This window comes from Bifidobacterium apri (assembly GCF_009299485.1).
Classification (GTDB): Bacteria; Actinomycetota; Actinomycetes; order Actinomycetales; family Bifidobacteriaceae; genus Bifidobacterium; species Bifidobacterium apri.
In genome coordinates, this window is the sequence record NZ_WBSO01000006.1 from 30,888 (window position 1) to 44,494 (window position 13,607).

The window sequence follows — 13,607 nt, forward strand, 5'->3', positions numbered from 1 at the left end:
CGAAACGCCGACTTGACGAAATACAGGCCAACCTCATTCCCCTGGGCATCCACGTATCATGCGACAGGCCAGTCACACCGCAGACAGATACCGCCGCTGGGAGGCCTCCTCGCCCCGATACTCACCCGCCATGCGACACAGCAGTCGCACCGCGGGCAGATAACCGGACGGACAGCACCAGAAGCACCGGTATCCGCCCGCCGCGCGACCAGACAATCACACTACAGCCAGATACCGCCCCAGCCACACTACCGCAGCAACGAAAAACCGTCTGCTGTGCCGAGAAATCTCTCAGCGTCGGCAGACGGTTATCAATAACGGGTAATCACGGTATCTGGCGGCAAATATCAACAATCATCTGTCGCCAGACACGCAACGCACCCAATCAGGCGTGCCACACGTCCTTGCCGGCGGCCTTCGCAGCCGCGACATCGGCGTCAAGCTGGGCCTCATTGGCCTCGGATTCGCCGGTGATGAACTTCTCGACGAGGGCCTTCGCCTCGCCGTCCTCGTGCTGAACGGCCGGGGACTTCATGAAGTACGCGGAAGCAGACAGCACCGGGCCAGCCAGATGACGGTCAAGCGCAATCTTGGCGGCGCGCAGCGCGTCGATGACCACACCAGCGGAGTTCGGGGAATCCCACACTTCGAGCTTGTACTCAAGATTCAGCGGAACATCGCCGAACGTGGTGCCCTCAAGGCGCACGAACGCGAACTTGCGGTCCTCAAGCCACGCGACATAGTCGGACGGGCCGATGTGCACATTGTGAGGATCCATCTCGTGAGGCACGATGGACGTGACAGCGCGGGTCTTGGAGATCTTCTTGGATTCCAGACGCTTGCGCTCAAGCATGTTCATGAAGTCCATGTCGCCACCGACATTGAGCTGGTAGGTGCGGTCAAGACGGACGCCACGGTCTTCGAACAGGCGGGCGAGCACGCGGTGCGTGATGGTAGCGCCAACCTGGCTCTTGATATCGTCGCCGACAATCGGCAGACCGGCCTTGCGGAACTTGTCCGCCCACTCCGGGTCGGATGCGATGAACACCGGCAGGCAGTTCACGAACGCGCAACCGGCATCGATGGCGGCCTGGGCGTAAGCCTTGTCAGCCTGCTCGGAACCGACCGGCAGGTAGCTGATGAGGATGTCGGCCTTGGTGTCACGCAGCACCTGAGCGACATCCACCGGCTCGGCATCGGACTCGGTGATGACCTGACGATAGTACTCACCAAGGCCGTCGCCGGTCGGACCGCGCTTCACGGTGACGCCGGAGACTGGCATATCCTTGCAGAACTGGTACGTGTTGTTCATGCTGGCGAAGATTGCCTCGTTGAGGTCCTTGCCGACCTTGGCGGCATCAACGTCGAACGCCGCGACAAACTCGATGTCCTTGATTCGATACCCACCGAACACGTTGTGCATGATGCCGGGGATCTTCTCATCGTCCTTGGCATCCTTGTAATATTCGACGCCTTGAACGAGAGACGAGGCGCAGTTGCCTACGCCAGCGATTGCCACGCGAATGCTCATTTGGACTCCTCTTAACTAAGCGTTGCGTTATTCCAAACTTCAAGCATACCGTTTCGTTTGGAGAAGCACACACGAAATCAAGAAGAAACATCGCCAAACGGAGCGAATCACGATACTATGTCCATCCTGTTCAGACAAATCGAAGCTCGTTGCATGGTTTTGCGGACCCCCGACACGGGTACGGATTCAGGCGCGGCATGCCGCGAACATGGATCTTCAAGCTTGGGATGCTCAAACCTGGCAAAGGTGGAAGCGCAGACAGAGGGCACCCCGACCGCTGCGATTCGCGGGTCGCACGCGAGAGAGGCATCGGCAGCAGCATCACGCGACCCAGTCCCCGACCTCGAAGAAATCGAGGTCAGCAAAACGGCAAGTAAGCGGCACGGCATGTTTCCCCGACTATCATCAGCGAGTCTCAAGTTTGTGAGAGTTCCGTTCACAAAGGACGGTTTTTCAGGTGCTCCGGCTACGGTTGCAACCATGGCTTCACAGAAACGTAGTGCTTCATCACGCCCACGCAGCGCGCGCAGCGCATCATCCACGCGCAGCAGCGGGGGCGACGCATACGATTCCTACAGCTCACAAAAGGCTTCAAACTCCGCATCGCGCAACCCAAGCGGGGCGCACGACTCCAAGCACGGCTCCCATCGCGCGCACGGATCGCACAGCCAACGCAACAGCCGCACCTCATCCGCCGCGTCATCACGCCGGGTCGCAGCGACACGCCACAGCGGTCCAGGAACACACCGCGCCGAAGGCAAGGGCCCGAAAACCCGCGTCAAAGGCCGCCATCTGATCCTCAAATGGTCGCTGGGACTGATATGCACGTTCATCGCAGTCGCCGCGGGCGCTTTCGCGTATCTCTATGTGACTACGGAAATCCCGCAGCCCGAAAAAGTCGCCATGGCCGCGAAAACCACCGTGTATTATGCCGATGGCACCACGCCGATCGGCAGTTACGCCGCACAGAATCGCGAAATCATCAACTGCTCGACACTGCCGAAATATGTCGGCCAAGCCATCGTCGCCTCGGAAAACCGCACATTCTACCAAGACAGGGGCATCGATTTGCGCGGCATCGCCCGTGCCCTGCTCACCAATCTGCGTACCGGGTCGCGGCAAGGCGGATCGACCATCACCCAACAATACGCGGAACGGTACTATCTCGGTGAAACAACCACGTACAAAGGCAAATTACGCGAGGCGATCCTCGCCATCAAAATTGCACAGACCCAGTCCAAGGACACCGTGCTGTGCAACTATATGAACACGATTTACCTCGGGCGCGGCGCATATGGCATCCAAGCCGCCGCGAAAGCGTATTTCAATAAGGACGCGAAAGATCTCACCGTATCAGAGGCCGCCATGCTCGCCGGCATCATTCCGGCGCCAAGTACATGGGATCCGGCGATCAGCCCCAAACAGGCGACTTCTCGATTCAACCGTGTGATTCGCATTATGAAAGAAGACGGCTACATCACGGCCACGCAGGCCAAAGAGGCCGCCATGCCGCAAACCATCACCCAGACGACGGAAAACACTTATCAGGGGTTCAAGGGCTATCTGCTGACCATGGTTGAGCAAGAGCTCGTCAATTCCAAAGCATTCACCAAGGATGAGCTGGAAACCGGCGGGTACAAGATTGTGACCACCTTCGACCAAACCTTGCAAAACGAAATGCAATCCGTAGGAGACAACCGAGCATCCGGTATGCCGGAGGGCATGCAAATCGGCGCGCTGGCGGCAGACCCACGAGACGGCAGCATCAAATCAATCTACGGCGGCAACGACTATCTGACCCACCAACTCAACAACGCCACGCAAGCCACCTACGAACCCGGTTCGACCATGAAGCCCTTCGCACTGCTGGGGGCCGCACAGGCAGGCGTCAGTTTCAACACCGTGTTCAACGGCAACTCACCACAAACCTTCAAAGGACTGGTCAGCTCGGTAGCCAACTCAGGCAATGTGAGTTACGGCTACATCAATCTGTACAAGGCCACCGCATACTCCGTGAACACCGCATTCATGAACCTCAACGAGAAACTCACCCCGCAGAAAACCGCGGAAATCGCACATTCGGCGGGTATCACGAGCGACATCGACGAAACATCGCCGTATAACGTACTCGGCATCAACTCGGTGACCGTCAAGGAACTCACACAAGCGCACGCGACCATAGCCACCGGCGGAGTCAAGCACACCTTGCACTGCGTGTCCAAAGTCCTCAGCTCCGACAACAAAGAGCTGTACGCCGCGAAAACCGGCGACGAGCGCGTATTCGAAGAGAACGACTGCGCCCTGGTCATCAAAGCGATGGAAGGCACCGTGGAATACGGCACCGGCAAGGAAGCCAGATCCATAGGACGCACCATCGCCGGCAAAACCGGCACCGCAAACGATGCATACGCCGCCTCCTTCGTCGGCTACACGCCCCAACTGATCAGCACATGGGCCATGTGGTACCCGGACGCGAACGGCAATCCGCAGGAAATCGTCGATTTCAACGGGTATACGCACTCTGAGTATCCGGTGCACCTGTTCACCGAATTCATGAAACAAGCGTTGAACGGAACCGAGGACATCGCATTCCCGACAGCGACCGACGACGGCAAGGTCGGCGGGCCGGACGGCACGTGGGGGACCGGGCGCAGCAGTACGAAACGCTCGTACTCCGGGTCTTCCAATTCAAGCAGCCCGTCCCCCTCCGCCTCAGCGACTACGAATGCAGGCACTGCGCCTTCAACCGGCACCACCGATGAGGGCAACAGTGGCGCCACAACATCCGGCGGTTCCGCCGGCTCTGGCGCAGGCGCAGGAACCGGCGGAACCGGAGCCGGCGGCACGGGAGCTGGAGCGGACGGTACTGGTGGAGACAGCACTACCGGCGGCAACGGCACCACGCCTCAGCAGTGACCTTTCTCGTCACCGCTGAGCACTCTTTTATACAAACTGGCTACGCTGAGAAGCCTCTCAGCGTAGCCAGTTTGTATAAGAAGAAGGGAAGTGAGAACCGTCCGCCGTCCGGCACGGCACAACCCGTCCGGCACAGCACAACCGCAATCCAGATAACAACGGGCCCGGCCACCGTGTCATGCGGCGGCCGGGCCCGAATCATCGCTGTGAGCCGATGCTCGACTCAGGCTGAAGTTCAGCGCTCAGAACGATTAATCGCGGAGATAATCGCCTTCAGCGAGCTGGTGATGATCGACGAGTCAATACCGACACCCCAGATAATCTGGCTGTCACCCTCATCGCCGATCTGGCATTCCACATAGGAAGCCGCCATGGCGTCCGTGCTTGCGGTCATCGTATGCTCGACATAATCTATGACGGACACATTGATACCCAAGCTGCTCACCGCGTTGATGAACGCGGCGATCGGGCCATTGCCCATACCGGACAGCTCACGGATATGGTCATCACCGCTGTCGGCAAGGTCAGCGCCGCGGTCGAGCATCTTCACCTTGATTACGGTGTCAGAACCATCCTCACCGGAGGAGACAGAGACATTGAGCAGCTTGAGACGGCCCCACTGCTTCAGAGTCTCATCGCCATGGTCGCCGACAATCGCACCCGCGGCGGTCGCACCGGAATCCTCGACCGGCAGGTACTCGTCCTTGAACAGGCGCCAGATGTCCTCGTCCTTGACTTCGCGCTTGGTTTCGTCAGCGTAAGCCTGCACGACCTTCTCAAACTCGATCTGCAGACGCTTCGGCAGGTCAAGATTGTGGTTCGTCTTGAGCAGGTAGGCCATGCCGCCCTTGCCAGACTGGGAGTTGACGCGGATAATCGCCTCATAGCTGCGGCCGATATCCTTCGGGTCGATCGGCAGATACGGCACCAGCCACACGAACTTGTCGAGATCGGCTCCAGCACGCTCCGCCGCCACCTGACGAGCTTCCAAGCCCTTCTTGATGGCGTCCTGATGAGACCCGGAGAACGCGGTGAACACGAAATTGCCGGCGTACGGGTGACGCTCAGAAATCTTCAACTGGTTGCAGTATTCGACGGTCTTGCGGATTTCCGGAACGTTGGAATAATCAATCTGCGGATCGATGCCCTGAGTAAGCAGGTTGAGGCCGAGCGTCACCAAATCGACATTACCGGTACGCTCGCCGTTGCCCAGCAGGCAGCCTTCCACACGGTCGGCGCCAGCCAGCACAGCCAGCTCGGTGGCGGCCACGCCCATGCCCTCGTCGTTATGCGGGTGCAAGGACAGCACGATGGACTCGCGATCCTTGAGGTTGTTCGACACGTACTCGACCTCGTCTGCGAACACGTTCGGTGTCGTCATCTCAACCGTCGCAGGCAGGTTGATGATCATACGATGATCCGGCGTCGGCTTGATCACGTCAGTCACCGCATTGCACACCTCAACCGCGTACTCAGGCTCAGTGCCGGTGAAAGACTCCGGAGAGTACTCGTAGTAGAGGTCCGTGCCCTTGGCTTCGCCCTCAAGCTGCTTGCACAGCGTGGCGGCATCCGTAGCAAGCTTCTTGATGCCTTCCTTGTCTTTGCGGAACACGACCTCGCGCTGCAGCACGGAGACAGAATTATAGAAATGCACCACCGCGCGCTTGGCGCCGCGCAGGCATTCATACGTCTTACGAATCAGGTGTTCACGCGCCTGGGTGAGCACGATGATGGTCACGTCGTCGGGGATGAGCTCGCGCTCAATCAGCATGCGGATGAAATCGTAATCCGTTTCCGAGGCGCTCGGGAAGCCGACCTCAATCTCCTTGAAGCCCATGGAAACCAGCAGATTCCAGAACCGCAGCTTGCGTTCGGAATCCATCGGGTTGACCAGCGCCTGATTGCCGTCACGCAGATCGACAGAGCACCAGCGCGGAGCGCGACGCAGCTTCTTGTTCGGCCACGTACGCTCAGGAAACTCGAATGGCACCTGCTTGTCGTACGCAACATACTTGTTGTACGGCATATTGCTCGGCTTCTGCGGGCCGCCGATGAATCGTGCCGGAGGCAGCAGCGGGTCGTTGTTCCCTCCGTTGGACGCTGCGGCGACTGCCGCAAGATCAAATACTGATGATTGATCCTGACCCATCACTCCTCCTTATCTTGGTTGTGCCGCGAAAACCACGGCAGCGTTTCGCGCGCGGTCAAGCCGCGCCGATGGGTGCCTTATTACGCGTTTACCTCCGCGTAACACGGACGGTTTCATCCTACCGGGAGGTATTCATATTCCTTCGAGAGGTTTCGGGATATGACCATGAAAAGCCGGACAATCCCGCGCCGCGCGCAAGCCGCCCGCGTGTCGGCAATCGCAGGCTAACCAGAAGACATCGCGCCCAGAGAAACGTCTCATGTACCGCAGATGAACAATCGGAATCATACGGCGCATAAGACGTCTCCGCCCCGGCACATCGCCGTAGAGTGGGAACTATGACGCTTCGATTCCGCGACGACGGCACATTCCGCATTCTTCAGGTTTCCGACATCCAAGACGGTCCCCGCGTCAGCGATGACACCCTGCAACTCATCGGCGACGCCGTACAGGAGGCAGACCCGGATTTGGTCGTGCTCACCGGCGACCAAATCCGCGGGTACGACCCCGCATACATCGACACGTTCGTCTCCCGCCGCGGCGACAGGCCCGGCGACCATGTGCGCGTCGTCAGCCGCTTGGAAGCCGCGCTCGAACGCGTGCCCTCGCAGCGAGAACAATGCCGGCGCAACCATCTGCCGGAACCCGACGAAGCCACGCTGATGGAGCGTGCATGGCAGCACGTGAGGTCCACATTCTCGCAATTCCTCGGGCCGATTGCCGCCCATGGGGTGCCGTTCGCCGCGACCTACGGCAACCACGACTTCCAGTGCGGCATCGATGTGGACGAGCAGGACGACCTGTACCGTGAAATCGACGGATGTCTCAATCCGGTCGCCGGCAGCAGCCCGCTCGCGCTGGAACCTGGCACGTTCGCCCTCCCTGTGATGTCGAGCGGCGGCGGGCGTATCGCGATGGGCGTGATGATGATCAATTCCGGCGATTACGCGCTTGACGGGGACGCTTCGCGAGCCGTGCCTTCCACCGGCCCGGTCAGTTCCGGGGCGCATCCGGTTGTGCAGGGAAGCGGGCTTGATCTTGTGGATTCCGACGGGTACGGTGTGCCGTCTGCCGCCGCCATCGATTGGCTTGCTGATGCCGAACACGAGCTGTGTGCACGCAACGGCGACGATCTGCCTGTTCCCGCAATCGCCTTCCAGCACATCCCTACGCAAGAGTTCTACGATTGCCTGCGCGAAGTGCCGTGGTGGACGATGAACGCCGTAGAAGGCACGCGGGCGTTTTCCGGACGTTGCTTCCTGCTCGATGAAACGGTGTGCCGGCCGGGCTCCGTGCTTGGAGAATCAGTAAACTGCGCGGATATCAACGTCGGCGAGGTCGCAGCGATGAGACGCGCAGGAGGGTATTTCGCGCTGTTCGCCGGACACGACCATAAAAACGCCTATGTCGGGCATGCCGGTGGGCTGGATCTGGGGTACGCGCCGACCTGCGGGTTCGCCAGCTACGGGCCTGACGCCGATGCGCGCGGGGTGCGACTGCTTATCTTCCGCGAAGATGATCCTGCCGCATACCAGACGCGCATGATGACGTGGGGCGAGCTCGGCGGCGGACAGGTGCGTGACAAGCTGCGGTTGTTCCTTGGCGATTACGGTGCCGCGGATGCCGCGACCGTGCGCAATCAACTGCGCCGGCCGAAAGTTGCGGGAACGATTGGGATTGCGACAGCAGGCCTGTTGGGCGCAATCGCCGCGAACCGACGCCGGCGGTAGGGGCGGCAACGTCAGAAGGGAGGACGGGATTTACTGCCTCGGTCTTGGTATCCGCCTGCGGTGCGGCTACGCGGTCACACCCCAGGCAGATAGACGACCGGCTCTCCTCACCGAACCGGCAGCAATCAAGCCCCATGCGACCGCCGAGTCACACCGCAGGCAGATACCCGCCCGCGGCACTGGGCTGGAGCCGTGCACGTACACGTCGCCCACGCTGACGCCGCTGCCAATCCGCATTCGCTTGCAGTCGCCGCTCCCAAATCCGACGTTCCCACGTCACCATCGTGTCCGCCGACGACTGCCCATTTGGCGCCTCACGCCCTTCATATCCCTTATGTCCTTCATATCCTTGATATTTCATCATCGTCACCTCTTCGTCAGTGAACCCCGCCATTGGCAGATTCATCATCAGTGCATTCGTTGTCAATACATACGTTGTTGTTCTTCCGGCCCCCACGGCATCGCTCCAGCGAACGTCAAACGGAGAGCGCCAAGCCAGCGCGGCGGACAACAACAAAGAATCAACAGGGAATCAACAGCGGTTCAATCACCGCTATTCCACGATTCCGCCCACCGCCGCAAGCTCAACGGACAGCGACGTTCACAGGCATCGCAACCGAACAGGACCCTGCCATGCGACACATTCGGCGGATTCCTTCGATGGAACGCATCATCATACGAGACATGTCAGCCGGCTCCTTTCTTCTTGCAGCGCCTTCGACAACCATCAACCCGCCGCGGCAACCGAATCAAACCCCTCGACACATCAGCTGTTTCGAAGCTTCCGCAGCGGCAACGCCACTGTAAGCATCAGCCGGGCGGACACGCAAGACCTCGGTTAGAGCCGCAGCCGATATCCGGTCATAGAACGGTCTTGTCTCGCCGCTGTGACACCACCCGCATGTACACTACCCAAGTAAAGGGGATGTGATGGCGACCAGCACGCCATGGTCTGCGCTGACATCCGTCACCGTTCCCGGCAATCATCCCCGGCGCCACCCCACGCGGATCCGCAACTCCCCCAAACACAATGACGGGGGCGAAGGTTCTCACCTCCGTCCCCGTCATCAGGTCTTGGCTATGTGTCTCGCCGCCCGCCTATCAGTCAGCGTAGGCAACGTAGCAGCGGGCGACGTCAACACTCGCCATTGCGCACAATCACCATTGATTCACGCAATCGGCGACAGCCCGTGGCACATAGCATCGACCGGCATGCAGCGGCTGTCAGCCCTCAATCGCGATGCGATGCGGCTGGTCAACCTGCGCCTTGGCCTCCTGCTTCGGCATCTGCAGACGCAGCGTGCCGTCCTTGTACGAGGCGTGGATATCGGACTCCTTCATGTCGTCGCCGACATAGAAGGTGCGGCTGCACGTGCCAGCGTAGCGTTCGCGGCGCAGCCACTTGCCGTCCTTGTCCTTGTCTTCCTTGGAATCATTGCGATGCGCGGAGACGGTCAGATACCCGTCCTTGAGCTCGATGTTGATGTCGTCCTTGTTGAAGCCCGGCATATCCATCGCGACCTCGTAGCCGTGATCGGTCTCACGCACATCCGTGTTCATCAGACTGCTCGATTGCGCGGCAGCAAGCTGACGGCCTTCGTCTGCCGCGTCACGCCAACCCGCGAAGAACGGGTCGTCGAACAAATCTGAGAACATCGTGTCATTCATCAAAGCCGGAAACATAGCCATAATCGGTACTCCTTCACGTTTGGAGCCAACGCGGCTTGGCAGCCGACCGTGCGACATGTGCGTGCCGACGATCGGTTTCGTAGACCCGCGTCCGGAACCCTCCCGGGCTCCTGACCTTGACCTTTCACTTCATCCAACTTCCCACGCCGGGGTTCATTCCGGATTTTCACCGTGGGGAAACATTCGGGTGCGGGTTTTCCGGACGCTTGACATGACGCCATGCCCAGCCGGGTGAGGGAGATTGTTCCCGATTCACCTTAAGCACGACAAACTCCCGGGAGATCAATCCGCGGGTCGCGTTTTGGAGATAATCTCCCAACGACATCGTTGATATTCCGCGACCCATGAAACCGGCCCGATGGGAGTTTACCGGCGCAACCGCAACAACGCGATAAACTCCCGCACGACACCGGGACTTTCGTCAATCACGGCCGCCGACGGCATAAACTCCCGCAACCCTCGGGAGATTGCGCCTGATTCGCCCCGAGCACGGTAAACTCCCGGGAGATCAATCCGCGGGTCGTGTTTTGGAGATAATCTCCCAACGACATCGTTGATACGGCGCGACCCATGAAATCAACCCGATGGGAGTTTATCGACGAAACCGCAGCAACGCGATAAACTCCCACGCGACACCGGACTTTCGTCAATCACGGCCACCGAGGACATAAACTCCCACAACCCTCGGGAGATCATGTCGCCGCCCATCGTCGGCAGCAGACCCCGCTCCGTTCAGTCCACCCAGTCCTCGATTTTCGCGGCTTTGACCGGATCATACGTATCCGGTTCCACAACGATGTCCAGCGTGTAATACGGGATGGCAGCGCGCAGTTGCTCTTCAAGCCGGTTGATCGCGACGGCGTCGTCCAGTTCGGTCTCGTTGCGGAACTGCACTTTAAGCAGCACAAGAATGCGTTTCTCGGACAAATGCATGGCCGCCGGATCGGCAAGCACCCGTTCGACATCGGGATTATCCGCCAGCACCTGCGTGATTGTACGGTACGTGTGATCGCTTGCGCCTTCGCCGATCAGCAGCGACGCAACCTGCGCGCCCAACAGCAACGCGCCCACAATCAGCAGCACGCCGATGCTCGTGCCGCCGATGGCATCCCAGATCTCGTCGCCGGTAAGAATCGCGAGCAGCGATCCGAGGAACGCGAACGCAAGACCCACCACTGCAAGCGTGTCCTCGGCGAGTACGACCGCCAAATCACTCGATTTCGTGCCTCTCCAGAATTTGATGAGGCTGAACGGACCCGGATCATGCGTTTCCTCGAAGCGTTCCTTCGCTTCTTTGATCCCGTTGTGCAGGCTCCATGCCTCGATCGCCGCACAGATGACAGTCACGACCAGCACAATCGTCATGCTGTGCACGTTCACGACATGTGCCTGCGGCCCGCCGGAGACGACCTCGCGGATTTTCGCAATGGATTCGCTCGCCGAATATACGCCACCGATGGCGAACAGAGAGACTGCCACGATGAATGACGCGAGATATCGCGCCCGCGACCAGCCGAGCGGATGCTTGCGGCTTGGCGGCCGATGCGACAGCTTATTACCGATGATCAACGTAAGCTCGTTGCCGGAATCGGCAAGGCTGTGGACGCTTTCGGACAGCATCGAAGCCGAATGCGTCATCAGGAACACCACGAATTTCACCGCCGCGACCATCACATTCGCCAGCAGCGCTGCGATGACGGCGATACCGATCTTCGCATTATGTGGTTCCGTACCGTCCGGGGCCAAATCGTGATTCATGGCGGCGTTGCCGTTGGGTTGCGGCCGGTTACGTGGCACATCATGGATGATGCCGACGGGTTGCGCCTGTTGTCCGTCTTCCTTGCGATCTTGTGTGGCCATCGTCGTCCTCCTTGGCCCGGTATCACAACAGTTCAATACCGGATTCCTGTTCCAGCATAGCCCGGGGGCGGTTGCGGACGCCCGCGGTCTTCATGCGTGTCCGATAAAATGATGTTCGATGTGCCGTTCCGCGACATTCCGGGCGAAATACCGGCGGCGACGATGCACAGAGCAGAAGGAGGCAGTTTCGTGAGCGACGTGAAGGCGCAACTGGAACGGCTGCGGCCGGTCTATGAAACAGGCGTGCTTCGACTGCTGCTGCGCAATCATGCGATGACGTACGTCGCGTTGCTGCGCACCTGCTTCAAACCATTGACCGCCGAGCTGCCGAAGGAGACGCTTGAGATGCGGCTCGCCGGCGCGCTTGAGGAGCTCTCGCACGACGGCGAATGGCAGTACAAAGACGGCGAGACCGCCCAGGACAGCGCGCATCAGACCTTGGTCGAACTCACCCGCGAGGGCGAAGGCGACTACGCGTGGCTCGCAAACTCGTATGACCCCGCGTCCCACCATTATCTGTACCGCCTGACCGCCCGCGCTCACCGCGCGATCGACGCGTTGTCCCAACTTGAGGACACGACCCGCGCGCTGTCCGGCGCTCAGGCGAATTCCATCATCATGGAAGTCGAAAACGCCCGCAAACGCCTGACCGTCGATCCAAGCGAGCGCATTGCGTTGCTCGAGGCGGAAGTCAAGGAACGCGAGCAGGAAATCGACAGGCTTCGTAAAGGCGAAGCGGTGGAATCTCTGAGCGACAAGGACGTCGAGGACATCATCGCTGTTGTGCACAACACCTTGCGTGGCGTGCCGGTCGATTTGCATGAGCTCGCGCTCGAGGAACGCGACAATGGCGATGCGCTGCGCCGACGCATGCAGGAACGGTCGATGAGCGTGGACGAGATTCTTACGGCATACCATGAACGCTACCGTCGTTCGATGCGTGAATCGGACAGCGGGCGGCGGTTCGAGGACGCATTCCAAGTGATTGTCACGGATGAAGGACGACGGCAAATCGATGATGCGGTGCAGGATATCGCGAGAAGCCCCTATCTGCATGGCGAGCCGAATCAGCTGCTCAACCAGGTGCGCGCTGAATTGAAACGGATTTACGAGGGGATTGAGGATGTCCGTCACCAGGTACGCGTCTCGGATGAGGCGGTGAGTCGTCTGGTCCGGCAGCGCAGCGACACCAGGTATCGCACGGCGTTGGACACGTTCAACCGCTTGTTTGCAGCGATCAGCCGTGATATCAGGAATGGCGAGACGTCCCCGAGCCCGTATTCGCTTGACGTGAATGCGGCCGCGTTGTCCCCGCTGCCGACACGGCCGGCGCGCCCGATGGCGTTCGCGGCTCCGCCAAGCTTGGAAACCATGTCTTTGCCCCAGGACGACGACAATCCCGGATTCGCCGATGTGGATTTGCGGGCGATGGTCGAGGCGGGCGGACCGCGGCTGCGGCATATGCTGTCGCTGATCATGCGCAATCCGACGATGCGCGACGGACGGATTGACATCGCGGCGAGCTTCAACCAGCTGGACGATTCGCAGCGCCGTGAAAGCGAACTGGTCGGCTTTCTGGGAGCGTTGCGCGTGGACGATGACGGACAGTTCTCGACGTGGCGTTGCATCTGCGCGGACGGCAAGACACGCGCGTGGCGTACACGGCCGGTGCTCGCGGACGTTGACGTGGTGCGTGGGATCATCGAAGAAGACGCATGACGGCAGGCAACCG

The 13,607-nt window shown here is 60.0% G+C and carries 8 protein-coding genes; 3 read left to right on the plus strand and 5 right to left on the minus strand.

The genetic code is table 11. The features are described 5' to 3' along the window. Window positions 1-385 precede the first annotated feature (385 nt). Window positions 386-1,531: an inositol-3-phosphate synthase gene (locus DSM100238_RS05305; RefSeq protein ID WP_152355654.1), complete on the minus strand. Its 1,146-nt coding sequence runs from the start codon at window positions 1,529-1,531 to the stop codon at window positions 386-388. Between the two features lie 480 nt (window positions 1,532-2,011). Between DSM100238_RS05305 and DSM100238_RS05310 the strand changes: the two genes are divergently transcribed. After that, a complete protein-coding gene (locus DSM100238_RS05310; RefSeq protein ID WP_152355655.1) occupies window positions 2,012-4,447 on the plus strand; it encodes a transglycosylase domain-containing protein in 2,436 nt (811 codons plus the stop codon). A 235-nt stretch (window positions 4,448-4,682) separates the two neighbouring features. Here DSM100238_RS05310 and leuA read toward each other — a convergent pair whose 3' ends face one another. Further along, window positions 4,683-6,596 carry a 2-isopropylmalate synthase gene (gene leuA, locus DSM100238_RS05315; RefSeq protein ID WP_152355656.1) on the minus strand — a complete coding sequence of 638 codons (1,914 nt, stop codon included), beginning with the start codon at window positions 6,594-6,596 and terminating at the stop codon, window positions 4,683-4,685. Window positions 6,597-6,934: 338 nt separating this feature from the next. Here leuA and DSM100238_RS05320 point away from each other — a divergent pair, with 338 nt between their 5' ends. Then, window positions 6,935-8,326, plus strand: coding sequence for a metallophosphoesterase family protein (locus tag DSM100238_RS05320; protein WP_152355657.1), 1,392 nt, complete (start codon window positions 6,935-6,937; stop codon window positions 8,324-8,326). 148 nt (window positions 8,327-8,474) lie between these two features. Here DSM100238_RS05320 and DSM100238_RS05325 read toward each other — a convergent pair whose 3' ends face one another. The 3 genes from DSM100238_RS05325 to DSM100238_RS05335 all read right to left on the minus strand — a co-directional run bounded on the left by DSM100238_RS05325 (window position 8,475) and on the right by DSM100238_RS05335 (window position 11,875). Further along, a complete protein-coding gene (locus DSM100238_RS05325) occupies window positions 8,475-8,735 on the minus strand; it encodes a hypothetical protein (protein WP_152355658.1) in 261 nt (86 codons plus the stop codon). Window positions 8,736-9,550: 815 nt separating this feature from the next. Further along, entirely contained in the window at window positions 9,551-10,015 is a 465-nt protein-coding gene (locus tag DSM100238_RS05330; protein ID WP_152355659.1) for an Hsp20/alpha crystallin family protein, read from the minus strand. Window positions 10,016-10,747: 732 nt separating this feature from the next. Next, a complete protein-coding gene (locus DSM100238_RS05335) occupies window positions 10,748-11,875 on the minus strand; it encodes a cation diffusion facilitator family transporter (RefSeq protein WP_152355660.1) in 1,128 nt (375 codons plus the stop codon). Window positions 11,876-12,064: 189 nt separating this feature from the next. On the opposite strand from DSM100238_RS05335, the gene DSM100238_RS05340 reads away from it, so the two are divergent. Then, entirely contained in the window at window positions 12,065-13,594 is a 1,530-nt protein-coding gene (locus DSM100238_RS05340; protein WP_152355661.1) for a DUF3375 family protein, read from the plus strand. The last annotated feature ends 13 nt before the right edge of the window (window positions 13,595-13,607 follow it).

What these genes read in the sequence shown, in the direction of transcription:
- DSM100238_RS05305 (WP_152355654.1), bottom strand. Translation starts at nt 1,531, where the DNA reads ATGAGCATTCGCGTGGCAATCGCTGGCGTAGGCAACTGCGCCTCGTCT.
- DSM100238_RS05310 (WP_152355655.1), top strand. Translation starts at nt 2,012, where the DNA reads ATGGCTTCACAGAAACGTAGTGCTTCATCACGCCCACGCAGCGCGCGC.
- leuA (WP_152355656.1), bottom strand. Translation starts at nt 6,596, where the DNA reads ATGGGTCAGGATCAATCATCAGTATTTGATCTTGCGGCAGTCGCCGCA.
- DSM100238_RS05320 (WP_152355657.1), top strand. Translation starts at nt 6,935, where the DNA reads ATGACGCTTCGATTCCGCGACGACGGCACATTCCGCATTCTTCAGGTT.
- DSM100238_RS05325 (WP_152355658.1), bottom strand. Translation starts at nt 8,735, where the DNA reads ATGATGAATCTGCCAATGGCGGGGTTCACTGACGAAGAGGTGACGATG.
- DSM100238_RS05330 (WP_152355659.1), bottom strand. Translation starts at nt 10,015, where the DNA reads ATGGCTATGTTTCCGGCTTTGATGAATGACACGATGTTCTCAGATTTG.
- DSM100238_RS05335 (WP_152355660.1), bottom strand. Translation starts at nt 11,875, where the DNA reads ATGGCCACACAAGATCGCAAGGAAGACGGACAACAGGCGCAACCCGTC.